Annotated in this window: 13 protein-coding genes; 2 read left to right on the top strand and 11 right to left on the bottom strand. The window is 54.8% G+C overall.

What is annotated here, in order from left to right:
* Positions 1-56 precede the first annotated feature (56 nt).
* A complete protein-coding gene (locus tag LA5095_RS26640; RefSeq protein WP_055120629.1) occupies positions 57-1,121 on the top strand; it encodes a BMP family ABC transporter substrate-binding protein in 1,065 nt (354 codons plus the stop codon).
* 116 nt (positions 1,122-1,237) lie between these two features.
* On the opposite strand, the gene LA5095_RS26635 is transcribed toward LA5095_RS26640, so the two are convergent.
* On the bottom strand, positions 1,238-2,497 hold the full coding sequence (locus tag LA5095_RS26635; RefSeq protein WP_199485852.1) for a mandelate racemase/muconate lactonizing enzyme family protein: 1,260 nt from the start codon (positions 2,495-2,497) through the stop codon (positions 1,238-1,240).
* 340 nt (positions 2,498-2,837) lie between these two features.
* On the bottom strand, positions 2,838-3,659 hold the full coding sequence (locus LA5095_RS26630; protein ID WP_055120628.1) for a spondin domain-containing protein: 822 nt from the start codon (positions 3,657-3,659) through the stop codon (positions 2,838-2,840).
* Positions 3,660-4,054: 395 nt separating this feature from the next.
* Between LA5095_RS26630 and LA5095_RS26625 the strand changes: the two genes are divergently transcribed.
* On the top strand, positions 4,055-4,996 hold the full coding sequence (locus LA5095_RS26625; RefSeq protein ID WP_055120820.1) for a patatin-like phospholipase family protein: 942 nt from the start codon (positions 4,055-4,057) through the stop codon (positions 4,994-4,996).
* Positions 4,997-4,998: 2 nt separating this feature from the next.
* Here LA5095_RS26625 and LA5095_RS26620 read toward each other — a convergent pair whose 3' ends face one another.
* The 9 genes from LA5095_RS26620 to LA5095_RS26580 all read right to left on the bottom strand — a co-directional run bounded on the left by LA5095_RS26620 (position 4,999) and on the right by LA5095_RS26580 (position 13,456).
* Positions 4,999-6,648, bottom strand: a complete 1,650-nt coding sequence (locus tag LA5095_RS26620) for an alpha/beta hydrolase (protein WP_082442935.1) — start codon at positions 6,646-6,648, stop codon at positions 4,999-5,001.
* 280 nt (positions 6,649-6,928) lie between these two features.
* Positions 6,929-7,141 carry a hypothetical protein gene (locus tag LA5095_RS26615; protein WP_055120625.1) on the bottom strand — a complete coding sequence of 71 codons (213 nt, stop codon included), beginning with the start codon at positions 7,139-7,141 and terminating at the stop codon, positions 6,929-6,931.
* Positions 7,138-7,608, bottom strand: a complete 471-nt coding sequence (locus tag LA5095_RS26610; RefSeq protein ID WP_055120623.1) for a hypothetical protein — start codon at positions 7,606-7,608, stop codon at positions 7,138-7,140. The genes LA5095_RS26615 and LA5095_RS26610 overlap by 4 nt, the downstream gene beginning before the upstream one ends.
* 5 nt (positions 7,609-7,613) lie before the next feature.
* A complete protein-coding gene (locus LA5095_RS26605) occupies positions 7,614-8,852 on the bottom strand; it encodes an agmatinase family protein (RefSeq protein ID WP_055120621.1) in 1,239 nt (412 codons plus the stop codon).
* A gap of 9 nt (positions 8,853-8,861) precedes the next feature.
* Positions 8,862-9,695, bottom strand: a complete 834-nt coding sequence (locus LA5095_RS26600; RefSeq protein WP_055120620.1) for an ABC transporter ATP-binding protein — start codon at positions 9,693-9,695, stop codon at positions 8,862-8,864.
* Positions 9,692-10,513, bottom strand: a complete 822-nt coding sequence (locus LA5095_RS26595; RefSeq protein WP_029065452.1) for an ABC transporter permease — start codon at positions 10,511-10,513, stop codon at positions 9,692-9,694. The genes LA5095_RS26600 and LA5095_RS26595 overlap by 4 nt, the downstream gene beginning before the upstream one ends.
* A gap of 72 nt (positions 10,514-10,585) precedes the next feature.
* The gene (locus LA5095_RS26590; RefSeq protein WP_055120619.1) at positions 10,586-11,656 is read right to left on the bottom strand and encodes a putative urea ABC transporter substrate-binding protein; all 1,071 of its coding nucleotides are present in this window, start codon (positions 11,654-11,656) and stop codon (positions 10,586-10,588) included.
* A 484-nt stretch (positions 11,657-12,140) separates the two neighbouring features.
* The gene (locus LA5095_RS26585) at positions 12,141-12,527 is read right to left on the bottom strand and encodes a DUF6165 family protein (protein ID WP_055404454.1); all 387 of its coding nucleotides are present in this window, start codon (positions 12,525-12,527) and stop codon (positions 12,141-12,143) included.
* A gap of 227 nt (positions 12,528-12,754) precedes the next feature.
* Positions 12,755-13,456 carry a GntR family transcriptional regulator gene (locus tag LA5095_RS26580; RefSeq protein WP_055120617.1) on the bottom strand — a complete coding sequence of 234 codons (702 nt, stop codon included), beginning with the start codon at positions 13,454-13,456 and terminating at the stop codon, positions 12,755-12,757.
* Positions 13,457-13,499: the final 43 nt, after the last annotated feature.

The raw sequence follows: 13,499 nt of genomic DNA, 5'->3' as shown, positions 1-13,499 counted from the left end.
GGGGCGGGCTGAAGAAGAGATCGCAAAAAGAGATCAAAGAAAAGGGGAATGAACACATGAAATCTCTTTTGAAAGCCACTGTCGCAGCCGTGGCATTCGCTGCTGCCGGTTCGGCTGCAAACGCTGCTGATGTCAAAGCCTGTTTTGTGTACGTTGGTCCCGTGGGTGACTTCGGCTGGACTTACCAGCACGACCAGGGCCGATTGGCAGTCGAAGAAAAGTTCGGTGACAAGGTTGAAACCGCCTATCTTGAAAGCGTTCCGGAAGGTCCGGATGCCGAGCGCGCTATCGAGCGTTTCGCCCGAGAAGGCTGCAACGTCATCTTCACCACTTCCTTCGGTTACATGAATCCGACGATCAAGGTCGCGAAGAAGTTCCCGGATGTGAAGTTCGAGCACGCAACCGGCTACAAGACCGCGGACAACGTTGCCACATACAACTCGAAATTTCACGAAGGCCGGTACATCATCGGTCAGATCGCTGCCAAACAATCCAAGACAGGAACTGCCGGCTACATAGCATCATTCCCGATCCCGGAAGTTGTCGCTGGTATCAATGCATTCCTGCTCGGCGCGCAGTCGGTCAATCCTGATTTCAAGGTCAAGGTTGTTTGGGTCAACACCTGGTTCGATCCGGGCAAGGAAGCTGATGCTGCCAAGGCACTCATCGATCAGGGCGCCGATATCATCACGCAGCACACCGATTCCACAGCGCCGCTTCAGGTGGCTCAGGAACGAGGAGTCCATGGCTTCGGTCAGGCATCCGACATGATTAATTTCGCCAAGGATGCACAATACACCGCAATTATTGATGATTGGGCCCCGTATTACATAGAGCGTGTGCAGGAAGTTCTGGATGACAAATGGCATGCAGGCAGCGCTTGGGACGGTCTGGCAGAAGGTCACGTCGTGATGGCGCCCTACACGAACCTTCCGCCGGATGTCGTTGAGATGGCAAAGGCGACTGAAGCCAAGATAAAGGGCGGCTGGGAACCCTTCACCGGTCCGATCACCAAGCAGGACGGTTCGGTAGCTGCTGAAGACGGCGTCACACTCGATGATGGCGCGATCCTCGGCATGAACTGGTACATCCAGGGTGTCGACGACAAGCTGCCGGAGTAATATGCAATACCACCGGACCGGGATACGTCCCGGTCCGGACCTAAGAGATCTGACGATCGGTCTCGATTCAGGGAATTGCTGGACGTTCCATTGTTTTCCCTTTGGTCAAGTCTGCTTCATTCCACTCTGGTTGTCCTGTGGATCGCGTCGGCGCGCCTGAAGATATCCGGCTGCAGGTCCATTCCCAGACCGGGGCCGCCAGGAATTGATATCATCCCGTTTTCAATTGGCGGCAGATGATCGACAAAATCCTGATACCAGTTGTAGTAGAAGCCCCGCGCTATCTCCTGTTCCCTGACATTTCGAAGGCTGAGTGCGAGATGTGTCGAAACGGCGAGGGTGACGGGACCGGAACAGTCATGAAAGGCGATCGGGCGTGAACTCGCTTCGGCAAGAGCAGCTATTTTTCGTGCAGCCGTGACGCCTCCCGCCCAGACGACATCCACGATGGGTGTCGAAATGTTGCCTTCGTCGATCAGAGACTTGAATTGTCCGAGGCTTGCGAGCGTCTCTCCGCCTGCCAGCGGGGCCGATGTCACGCTCGCCAGATTGCCCACTTCGTGGGGACGGTCCATCCAGACCGGATCTTCGATCCAGTCCATGTCGAGTGGTTCAAGTACGTTCGCGATTTTTATTGCGGCATTTAGGCTCCACAATCCATGCAACTCCGCCTTCAAGCGGATTTTGTCACCGTGTGCCTTGCGGATCCTTTCAAACGGTTCGACACCCCTTTTCAAATCCGGCAGGGAAATATCGACGCCATCAACGGCGCCGTCTGCCAGATCGAACGGCCAGATCTTCATGGAGGAGATGTTCATGTCCAACAGGGACGCGGCAAGGTCTTCGGGATGGTTTAAAAACCCATTGAGATCGTCATAAAGACCGTTGTCCTGTTTCGTGCCGTCAGTCCCGAAATTATCGGGTCTCACCGCCGAGGTCTTGGAGACGTAGTCCGCTCCAGCACAAGTGTTGTAGACCTGAATTCCGGTCCGGGTTCTTCCCCCCAGAAGATCGCATAACGGTTTGCCAGCCGATTTTGCAGCAATGTCCCAAAGCGCCACGTCAATCGCTGCGAGCGCCCGCACTTCCGCGCCGCTTCCCGTGAAGCCGACATATGGCTGCATCTTCATGTTCAGGAATTCAATCTGGCTGGCATCCTGTCCCAAAATTATGGGTGCGATGCGTTCGTGAACATCCGCTTCGCTCGGCCCGGCACCAAAATACGTTTCACCCAGACCGGTGCAGCCATCCTCTGTGTGTATGCGCACCCAGAGAAGATTGGGATGAGCGCCCAGTCGCAGTGTTTCAACGGCTTCAATCTTCACGGTTTTCTTCCTGTATCCCGGGATGAAACTTGCAACGTGCGTCGGTGACATGACGTTGCCCAAGCCTAGACACTGGATCACCGCCGAGGCAAGGATCTCCATCCCGGAATACGGTACACCGCTGTTTGGAAACGTCGGGTCAGAATGAGTTTGGGTCGAAGGCGAAAAATGAAACGCCGTACAAGTACATTTTTAAAAATTGGAGGTTCATGCCTGAATGCTTCAACTTCAATCCCATCCATCAAAAAAAACGGTTTTGACGATCTTTCGGATTGCGTTGCAGATCTTGTCCAGGGCCCGGCATCGAAGATGCCACGAGTGCATTCGGCAATATCGGCAACCCTTTGGGTATCATCTGGGCGAGTGAACACGCCCAGATGAAGTGTTTTGTCTAGGCTTTCCTGGCGCGGCTGCGCCCTGCAAAACCAAGTACGCCGAGGCCGGCAAGCAGCAATCCGGCACCCGCAGGAAGCGGTACAGCTGTCGGTGCGGCCTCAATATCGATTGTGAAGAGGACAGTATCCGCCGTAATCGATCCGGCACCGGTTACACCAAACAGGGCTTCAAGCGCGCTAAATCCATTCCCACCTGACCCATCATCGATGTCTATCAGGCGCGTAATGGTGCCACCTTCCGTGTCGCCGAGTTGAATGTCCTGGCCCGGAAAGGCAGCCCCGAACAACTGGTTCACCTCTGTTCCGGCATCCCAGATGGATCTTCCCGTGATTTCAATCGTCTGTTCGATCACGTTGCCCGCTGCATCAAATATCGCGTAGGCAAGCGGATCGTCATTGCCCAGAAAGGTGTCGTTTGACGGTACAAACATCGACAGGAATGTCGCGTAGCGGTTCACTGTCGGATCGACGACATCAATGGTCAATGTACCGGATTCGCCATCCAGGATCGGTCCTCCGGGACCGAAGACAAACCCGCCTTGTGAATTGGGTTCGACGGCAAGACGCTCAGGCGCAATAAGGTTGGGTGGGTTTGGCGGAACCGGAACTTCCGCGATTTGTTCAATGCCGGCGCTAGCCGAGGCACCTTCATCAAATGCATCAAAGCCACCTGAGTGAATACCTGTATAAACAGGCGTCACCAGGAAACCAAAGCCGTTGGAATTATTGAAAGTAATATCAATTGTTGCGGCGTTCGCTGAGCCCGCAACCAAGATGCCTATCACGCTTGCACCAAGCAGCGAGGTAATCTTTGACATGTCGCTCTCCACATTAACAGTGTTCAAACACCCCGATCGGGGTGCGGCTTGAACACTAAGGGAACCGCTGATCCGCTCTGCTCACTTCGACACACGGTCGGCACACGTTGACGTTAGGAAAACTAGATGTGATGTCTCGCCGACATTTTTTGATTCGCTTAAATCAGAATTCTCGCGATTGAAACCTTGAGAATGGCGTCGAGGACTTCTTGAGACTGTGTTGAACGTGTGATGGATACTCAAACAGTCAGTAGAGTTGTTCGTCTCAGGCGATTAATACGTCAAACACCCAATCCAACTGGTGTCGCGCGAAGGGCATTGGTACCGCTTCAATTGTCTTGATTGCCACGATACCTGATGTGAATGTTGGCTTTCATGCGATGGGAAACCTGACAATGATTCAGCGACGTGAACTGATGCTCGGAGCTCTGGCTGCCGGCGGAACAACGATAAAGACATTGAAACCCGTTCAAGCTTCGACGGAAACTCCGGTGAAAGAAAGCGACGAAATGCCGACCGACGGATTTGCACTCGCGCTCGGAGGAGGTGCAGCAAAGGCATTTGCGCACATTCCGATCCTGGAAGCTATGGATGAGCTCGGCGTTACGCCAACGGAAATTTCCGGAACCTCCATGGGATCCATACTTGGCGGGCTCTATGCAAGCGGGATGAGCGGCAAGGAAATTCGAAAATACGCCGTCGATTTGTTCACCAGGAAAACGCAATTATTCCGGAAACTGTTTTTGAAGGATGGTCGGACATGGTCATCTCTTTTCAACGTGGTGCGACCCGCGATCATCGACCCGATCGTGCTGTTTGAAACGGTGTTTCCAGCAGAGTTGGCCGCGGATTTTTCCGGGCTTCGCATTCCAATGAAGATCATCGCGACTGACTTTTACCGGCAGTCCCAGGTTGTCCTCGAGGAAGGCCCCTTGCTGCCGGCCATAGCGGCCTCATCGGCGTTGCCGATGCTTCTGACGCCGGTCGAGATCGACGGCCTCGTGCTGATTGACGGCGGTTTCGTCAATCCGACACCATTCGACGTTTTCGATGACAGCAAGCTCCTGACAGTCGGTATCGATGTCACCGGCAGCGACTATTCCCGCAAGAGCGGACTTCCGAGCGGAATGGACACCTGGATCGGATCATTCTCCATCACGCTTCACTCGCTCGTTGCCGCCAAGCTGGAATGCTCAAGACCGGACCTGCTGATCGAACCACCCATCGGCAAATTCAAGACAATGGATTTTTTCAAGATCGAGGAACTTCTGGAAGCTGCGGATCCGGCCAAGGAGGTTTTCAAGCAGGAACTGTCCAGACTCCTGGAAAAAAAATGAACTCAGAACGCCGGTCCGCGCCTTGAGAAGATTTCCTTGAGCTGGTCGGCACGTCCTTTCGACCACCCGTCCGGTTCGACAACGGCAGCCCAGGCATCGATATAGTCTGGTGCAACATAGTAGTGCCCATACCGAGGAACATCGAGCGCGAACATGGAATCGAGAGCCAATTGAAGCATTGTGACGACCGGAAACCAGGACAGTTTTTCTGAAACGTCAGGCGCTCTTGGCTGATTGAGCCAGGCCGGTGGCCGCACGGAGCTGTCGAAGGTGAAATTGACTATCGGATCGCTGCCGTAGTTGAGAAAGACCGCGCGCAAGGGTCCCCAGGGCGTAAAGTCGCCCTGCAAGCCACCGTACTGGTCCATGACGCGAACCAGGGACCCGTTGCCGAAAGTCGGCCTCCAGGCCGGGCTGCCGGCATTTCGGTTGTCACGCACTTCAGACCAATACAGGGAAAAGAAAGGGGAGCCGGCCCACATCGCTCCTTGTATCGGATCGCCGAGCATGTCGAACAAGGGTAGCGTCGCCTGGGAATTGAAAGCACCCTGGCTCAGGCCATGTACATAAAAGGCCGGTCTGTTGTTTTTTGGAAGTTCGGTCCAGTGATCGTAGATTGTTTCGAACAACTCCCTGGATTGGGCAACGCCATAGTCCGGATGTGCCAGAAGCGAAAGAACGCTGGTCAGGTAAGAGTATTGGACCGAAACGGTTGCCACATCACCTGCCAGCATGAAGTCGAGGGTGTCGTGTGCTCCCGGATCCATCCACCCTGTTCCGACGGGCACCATCACGATCAGGACAGATCTTTCAAAGCCGCCAACGCGGATCAGTTCCTCAAGCGCCAGTTCGGCCCGTTTCTTCGCAGTTTCCGACGAGCGTCTGCCGACGTAAACGCGTACAGGCTCCATGACGGTGCCGGATTGGAATTCGGATATTTCCTTGATTGTTGGCGCTGAGGCAACGAAGTGCCGACCCCAGCGGCCCATTTCGTCCCATTTGACCAGCGAGGCGGCGCTGCCGGTTTTCATCGGATCCTGCGGTTGCGCGATATCTGGCTCTATCAGGATATCGGCAGCTTCAAACGAGGCATCTGCTGCCCGGAACAAGGACCGGACCAGTGCACCGTCGATCAGTGCCCAGAAGAACCAGCCGACGAGCGCAACGGAGAGAACGACACCGACTTTTCTAGGCAAGACACGATCCAGTTGCCAGGCGACAAGTCTGCGGAGCCCGCCTGCAATGCGGAACAAGAACCACAGGCCAAGAAAGATGAGACCGCCGACAGCAAATAAATAAATCGGCGCAGCTGTATCCAGAGGAGGCAGTTCCACCGCTGCACGCGTAGCATTTTGCCAGGATGCGGCTTTGGCAAGCGAATAGACCAGAATGCCGGTACTTGCCGCGAGCGACAGGACCCACCAGACCCTGCGCACCTTGCCTTTGAAATCAGGAATTTCCAGATACCGCCACAAGCTACGTACAAGCAAACCTGCCTCATAACCAAGGCTGGCGGCCACCGCGGCGAGCGCCGCCTGAACATTTGGATCGCGCGGCATCAGCGACGGAGTGAGCGCCGCGCCGAAACAGCTGACGGCGACCACGAGGCTGAAAGCCGACATACCATTGCGGACCAACTGTTTCAGAGCCATGACCATACCCGTTTTCGTTCGATTTACAGGATCGACGGCATAACTATCTGATAACGATGACAGTCTATCCACGCACCGGCAAATGGAATGCGCAAAATTCCAGTGGGTTTTGCGAAAACGGAAAACAAAGTCACAAGTTTCAGATGATTTCCAGATTCACAGCCACGACGAGACGGCGAGAATGTGTACCGAATTTGGTCGCTCCGAAATCTCAATCGGAGCAAAGATCAGGGCAGGCCGGGCGGTAGCAAAGGGTAACCGCCCGGAAGTGCACAATTGTTTATCTTGCCTTGTGTCTCTTCAGGTTCCTGACCACCTTGAAAAGACCAAAACCCACGGCAAGCGACCCTGCCAGCAAGGCCGCGTGAAACGGCGATTCTACAAAGTGTTGAAGAGTTCCCGACCAGCCAGAGACATCGTGATGGTCTCCGGGGTGCGCCATGACCGGTGCTGAAACTGTCGTCAGCAGACAAGCAAGGATAATACGGTTCATTTTGCTATTTCTCCGTGTTTGAGGCGTTCAGTCAAAATGTCAATCAGGTCAATATCGCGTCGCTCTGTGAGGGAAACATAGGTGAACGTCATCGTTTCACGCTCCGACACCATGGCGCCAGGGAAGGGCATATAGACGAGTTCCCTGGAGGCAAATGCGGGCGATGCTGTTCCGATCTGCCAGTTCGACACGACCCTGGTGTCGACGAGATGCTGGATCAGAGTGTCGGAGCCGGGCCGGTGGAACGGTACTCCGGCAAGCCTGAGATAGCTGGTCTTGTCTTCAGCTGCCCTGAACCCATCGATGAAGCTCGTTGCAAGCGCCTGCAATTCATCCGCTTTTTCCGCTGTCGATGCTCCATGAACGTGCGAATGCAGATGATCGGGGCTTGAATGGTTGTGATCATGCGGATGGGGGTGGTCATGATCATGGTGGTGATGGTGGTCGTGGTGATGATGATGTTTCATGGTCGTCACGCCACCTCCGGACCAGCCGGGATGGAAACCGGTTTGTCTATGATCGACTTGTGGGATCCCATCTTGCCGTGAGAAACGAGCGTTCCAAGCACGTCGACGATCACACGTGTTGCCAGCAGCGCCGTGATATCGGAACAATCATAAGGCGGCGACACCTCAACGACTTCGAGGCCGCAGATCCCTTCCTTGGCAACCAGGGACACAAGTTCAAGCGCCTCGCGTGGCAGGAAACCGCCCGGCTCCGGCCAACCGGTTCCGGGCACGAAACCGCAATCCACGCTGTCAATGTCGAAGGAGATATAGACGGCGTCAGCATCTTTCCACGCCAGTTCGAGGGCCCGCGCCGCAGTCTCGGCCAGGCCAAGTTCTTCCACATCGCGCATCGTGAAGATGTTGGTATTGCGCTCGCGCGCGACCTCAACGCCCTCGCGTGGCACCTGCCATCCGCCAATGCCGATCTGGACCAGATTGACGGCAGGAACATTGACGAGATCCGTTGCGTGAAACCACGGGGTGGTGTGCATGCGCTCGTCCAGGTCTTTTTCCTGGATGTCTATATGCCTGTCGAAATGCACGATGCCGATGCGCTTTGACGTGCACTCCGCGATACCGCGAACACACGGAAAGCCGATGGAATGGTCGCCGCCGATCATGATCGGCAAGGCGCCTGAGGAGGCAACGTGGGACACCGCCCGGGTGATCTGGTCGAACGTCTTTTCGATATTGGCGGGGATGGTAAAGATGTCGCCGACGTCGCATAGCGTCATCTGTTCCCGCAGATCCACGCCCATTTCGTAGTTGTACGGGGTATAGAGCGCGGAGATCTTGCGCACCCCCTGCGGCCCGAAACGGGTTCCGGGACGATAGGTTGTGCCGCCATCGAACGGGATGCCGATGACAGCTGCGTCATAGGCACCGACCTGTGTCACATCCTCGATATAAGGCGCTTTCAGGAATGTATTGATCCCCGCGTAATGCGGGAGTTCACCACGTGCGAATGTCGGGATCGACTTGTCGGTAAGACTGTCGGATCCCGTAAGCCCCATGCGCAGCGCCCAGGCCTTCTCCTTTTCCCAGGCAGCCGTTGGCAGAGCGCCTTCCTTCTCGGCAGATTTCCAGCCGCGAAGCTGCAGCTTGTCGAAATCGGGGTGATGATTTTTTTTCGCCGGTTGCCGATTGAAAGCACCGGCAGCCCTGGACCGTGTTGCAGGACCGCATTGGTCGAATTTGTGCATGGACGTTCCTCACGATAGGTTTGATTTTGAAGAGTTGAGAGGGAGCTGTTTCTCCCTTGAAATGGTGCCTGCGATAACCTCGGGACTTGTGTTTTCAGCGCCGAATTCAGGGGCGCTTAGCGGCAGGTCGTAGGTTATCGTCGCACCGAAGGCTTCCGGGGCCTGAGGGTCGTGCCTGATCTTGTCGAACACGAGTAGCCGCGTTCCCAGTTTGAAGGCTTCATGTATGTCGTGCGTGACCATGAATATGGTCATGTCCAGATCCTTCCAGAGCCCAAGCAGCAACTCGTGCATGTCCAGCCGAATTCCGGGATCGAGAGCTCCGAACGGTTCATCGAGGAGCAAAATGCTCGGGCGTTTGACGAGGGACTGAGCAATGGCAAGTCGTTGCTGCATTCCTCCGGACAACTGGGCAGGATATTTGTTGGCAGCCCCGCTCAGACCGATTTGCTCAAGCAAGTCGCCGATGTCAGAGAACGCAGATCGTCTTGAGGATCCGAACAGTTTTCCAGTGAGCGGGGCTTCTTCCAGTTCTCGGGCAAGTATCAAGTTTTCCGCAACGCTCAGGTGCGGGAAGACGGAATACTTCTGGAACACGATGCCACGATCCGGCGTCGGTTCCTCCGGCAACGCAATGCCATCCAGGAAGATCTCACCCCTTGTCGGACGCTCCTGGGAAAGCAACATTCTCAGGAAGGTGGATTTCCCGCAGCCGGACGCGCCTACGATCGTGCAAAAGGCACCCTTTTCCACGTCCAGATTGACCCGCTCCAGAACCGGCAAGCCATCGTAATACTTGGCAACACCCTGAACTGAGAGTTTTTGAATGTTCTTTTCGGTCATAGCGCGTCGCCTCCGACATGATGCCAGCGGAAGGCGCGTCGGGAGAGCAGCAAAAGCAATCGATCGAGCAGAAAGGCAAGCAACGTAATCCAGACCACATACGGAAGAATTACATCCATCGCGAGATAACGCCTGACAAGGAAGATCCGGTACCCAAGTCCGGTTGTGGACGCGATCGCCTCAGCTGAGATCAGGAAGATCCAGGCGGGCACCAGCCCTAGGCGCAAGGCCGTGATCAGCTTTGGCAGAACCTGGGGCAAGACAAGCCGTGTTATCATCTGCCAGACGGATGCACCGAGCGTTTCCGCCTTGATGATCATTTCCCTAGGAATGTCGAGGACGGCTTGTGCAGTCGACCGGATCATCACTGGCGCCGTTCCGATTACGATCAATGCGATTTTTGCAACTTCACCAAGACCGAACGTAATGAACAGGATCGGAAGGATCGTGATCGGCGGGATCAGGGAGAAAGTTGCCAGATACGGGGCCAGAGAGCTGCGGATATGCGGAATGAAACCAATGGCAATGCCGAGCATCAGTGCCAGAAACGCGGACACCGCCATACCTGTTCCAAGTCGCCAGAGACTGTCGAACGTGTCGACCCAGAGAAGCAGGTCTCCGGAACGCCGGTCGGGAACCGCGGCCATGCGCCAGAACGCTTGCCCCATGCTTTCCAGCGAAGGGAGCAACTTGTCAGCCGGGTTATCAAGCCGCCGGTAGTGGCTGGCAACCATGTAGGCAACAATGGTTGCCACAAAGGGGAGCAAGCCAAGAGCCAGTGCGGCCACCCTTGAGGGCTTCCGGTTAATAATGCGCATTTCACTGTCCTGACGGCGTCGATGAACGGGACCCGGCCACGTTCGGCCGGGCCGGCAAGTGCGACTGTTGACCTAGAGGGCGCCGTCAGCGGCCATTTGCATGTAAGTCGGGTCAAAGCGCAGCTTTACATTGGCCTTGTCGCCATACACCGAACCATCCGCAAAGGAGACCCCGACAAACTCTGGGCTCGGTGCGCCTTCGCCAAGGATGCCTTTGTCGTAGAGGAATTCGGCGACAAATTTCATGGTTGCCGGCAGTTCCTCAGCACGGGAGAATTCGACTGCATCAGCCGGGGTGTAGAACATTTTTGTCGTCGCCAACTGCGCATCGTAACCAGCAAGGTCGGTTCCAGATGCTTCAGCCATTGCGGTACGAGCGGCAATTCCGGCTTCTGAATCCGTCGCCATGGCCGCCATAAGTTCATACCAGGCACCTACCAGTGCCTTGCCAAAATCCGGGTTGTCTGCAAGCGTTTCGGTATTGACCATCATGACATCAATGATCTCGCCGGGGATCCCGGCACTGTCGAACACCTTGGTCGCATTTGGCTGGGCCTCGATCTCGGAAAGAAGCGGGTTCCAGGTCACGACCGAAGTTACATCCGGTGTCGCGTAGGCAGCAATCATGTCCGCGTCGGATGTGTTTACGACCGTCAGATCCTTTTCGGAAAGTCCGACGGTGTCGAGCGCACGAGCCAGAAGGTAGTGCGATACGGAAAGTTCGACGAGATTGACCGTCTGGCCCTTGATCTCGGCAAGTTCGGTCTTGTCCTTCAGGAGAATGCCGTCATTCCCGTTGGAATAGTCGCCAACGATTAGCGCGGTCGTATCCACACCTCCACCAGCGGGGATGGACAGGGCGTCCATGTTTGTCATCGAACACCCGTCATATTCTCCGGCTGTGTACTGGTTGATCGATTCAACATAGTCATTGATTTGAACAATCTCGACGTCGATGTCGTACTTGTCTGCCCACTTCTTCATGATGCCACTATCCTGAAGATAGCCCCAGGGCATCCATCCGACGTAAATGGACCAGCAGACCTTGAAGTCCTTCTTTTCTGCGGCCTGGACTGAAGGGATCGAAAGGGGCAGTGAAAGAGCGGCTGCTAGCAGCGAAACTTTTGCGAGTGATTTCAACATCTGTGCGCGTCTCCTGTCTTCGGCCCGCCGGGAGGAACCTGTCGGGCTTGAGTCCTGAGTTTCTTGCGCACGTCCGGGAGCAGGCTCGCGCGCGCGAAACCTCGTGCAGTAGTCTCCCGGGTTTTTGTCCCGCCGTGTCACCGGACTATGTCGACTGGAAGGCCGCTGGATGTCCGGTTTGCACCTCTCGGTCCTTTGTCTTCATTGACCGGATCCCTAGGTGCGCTGCACGCATTCATCAAAGCAAACCAGATGCCAGAATTTTCCGTGAACTTTTTATATAATAAAAACAGCCAGTTAAAAGAAGCTGCAGGTCGGCACGTCTCTGAATTGGTCATGCCGATACGAGGGTTGAACAAAAATAGGGCAGCGTTGAGCGAAAATCGTTCAAACTTGTGTTCAGTCGATCAACACGATCACTGAGAAGCAACCTGCAAATTCAAAATGAAACATAGCGTTTGTCTAATAGACGCAAAACAGTGCCTCACGAACACCGATAGCTCTTGACCTCGGTGACTTCGCAGCCAAGAGCCTTGTCAATCTCACACTTGATATCGTTCCGACGACCCTTGACCTGGCACAGGGAGCGGGCAACCTCGACGAAGTCGTCACCGTAGTCGCCTTGCCGGTCAAGACTCCTGATTTTGTTCTCAGCATCCCAAATCATTTTGTTGGTGCATTTGAGTTCGTCCAGAAGATCGGTGATCTCTGTGTGTCTTGGAACGGAGACGAAGATGATCGCTCGATATTCGGCAAGCGCTTCATTGACGATCTCAAGTTGTTCCTGATCCGAAATCCGCTCACTCTTGATTTCGAGGATAGTAACCCGATCGAAAAAGTCACCCAACGAGATTGGTACGCTAATGGTCATATGTCTTTTGAGCCCGAGCGAAAATGCGCGTATCTCCCTAACGTAAGGAAAGATTCAGGTCGATCGTCAAGCAGATTTCGGATTTTTCCTTAATGCGACGGGAAGAATGCGGTGCATAAATTTGAAGGGGATCACTGACCTGGAGAAACGTTACCGAGCGCCATCGAGTGTATTCGGCAATGACTGAGATCAAGGTTCGGTAATGTGCGGCTGGATGTCGATTGGGTTCAAGGATTTGCCTTTGCGCGGTCAAGCAATTTGTCCTTGATCAGCTGATATCCGTAACCGATGTGAATTCTCTGTATGTAGCCAACCGCTCTGATGTCTTCCTTTTCCAGCGCGACGACAAGATCGGAAGTTTCACTCACAAGAGCTCGCGCTGCCTGTTCGCCGGCGGTTTCCGCCATCTGGTGCCAAAGACTGGCGGCCTGCAGAAAGGTCTGGTTCCAAAGGTCCCGAAGAACAATATTGCCGATCAGCGAACTGATCAGGATCTGCAGGCGTTGATTCAGTTTCACGAATTCCTGGGGGTCAAACCGATCTTGCAGCTCAACGGCCTGAAGATGAAGCGCGCGCGCCTCGGATTGTTGTCCTTGATCAATTGCGGTCGGTGAAAGCTGGCCGATCAAAGAGGCAAGTTCCAACCTGGTTTCATAAAGATGCCGGATCCGTTGAGCGGACATTTCCACGACCACGGTTCCCACGCCATTCCGGGTTTCCACCAGCCCCAGATGGCTGATGCGGCTTAGCGCATCACGCACCGGTGTCCGGCTAACCCCGAATTCCTTTGCCAGCACAGCTTCTTTCAATTGATCTCCCGGCGTGTACTCCAGGAAACAGATCCGTTGAAGGATCGTCTCTTGAATGAGATCCACGGAAGGCTTGCGTATTTCAGTTGTACCGGTTCCGCTAAGGTTGGGATCGTCCATTTGGGATTTTTCTTTTTTCGTTCTCAGTTGAGAACATGAGCCT

It is taken from the genome of Roseibium album (assembly GCF_001404515.1).
GTDB classification, from domain to species: Bacteria; Pseudomonadota; Alphaproteobacteria; order Rhizobiales; family Stappiaceae; genus Roseibium; species Roseibium album.
Note: the sequence above shows the minus strand (reverse complement) of the source record. Positions and strands in the feature narration are given on the sequence as shown.

Excerpts from the sequence above, each read along its gene's own strand:
- LA5095_RS26610 (WP_055120623.1), bottom strand. The coding sequence starts at position 7,608 with ATGAAACATCATCATCACCACGACCACCATCACCACCATGATCATGAC.
- LA5095_RS26605 (WP_055120621.1), bottom strand. The coding sequence starts at position 8,852 with ATGCACAAATTCGACCAATGCGGTCCTGCAACACGGTCCAGGGCTGCC.
- LA5095_RS26590 (WP_055120619.1), bottom strand. The coding sequence starts at position 11,656 with ATGTTGAAATCACTCGCAAAAGTTTCGCTGCTAGCAGCCGCTCTTTCA.
- LA5095_RS26585 (WP_055404454.1), bottom strand. The coding sequence starts at position 12,527 with ATGACCATTAGCGTACCAATCTCGTTGGGTGACTTTTTCGATCGGGTT.
- LA5095_RS26620 (WP_082442935.1), bottom strand. The coding sequence starts at position 6,648 with ATGGCTCTGAAACAGTTGGTCCGCAATGGTATGTCGGCTTTCAGCCTC.
- LA5095_RS26615 (WP_055120625.1), bottom strand. The coding sequence starts at position 7,141 with ATGAACCGTATTATCCTTGCTTGTCTGCTGACGACAGTTTCAGCACCG.
- LA5095_RS26625 (WP_055120820.1), top strand. The coding sequence starts at position 4,055 with ATGATTCAGCGACGTGAACTGATGCTCGGAGCTCTGGCTGCCGGCGGA.
- LA5095_RS26630 (WP_055120628.1), bottom strand. The coding sequence starts at position 3,659 with ATGTCAAAGATTACCTCGCTGCTTGGTGCAAGCGTGATAGGCATCTTG.
- LA5095_RS26635 (WP_199485852.1), bottom strand. The coding sequence starts at position 2,497 with ATGTCACCGACGCACGTTGCAAGTTTCATCCCGGGATACAGGAAGAAA.
- LA5095_RS26595 (WP_029065452.1), bottom strand. The coding sequence starts at position 10,513 with ATGCGCATTATTAACCGGAAGCCCTCAAGGGTGGCCGCACTGGCTCTT.
- LA5095_RS26580 (WP_055120617.1), bottom strand. The coding sequence starts at position 13,456 with ATGGACGATCCCAACCTTAGCGGAACCGGTACAACTGAAATACGCAAG.
- LA5095_RS26600 (WP_055120620.1), bottom strand. The coding sequence starts at position 9,695 with ATGACCGAAAAGAACATTCAAAAACTCTCAGTTCAGGGTGTTGCCAAG.
- LA5095_RS26640 (WP_055120629.1), top strand. The coding sequence starts at position 57 with ATGAAATCTCTTTTGAAAGCCACTGTCGCAGCCGTGGCATTCGCTGCT.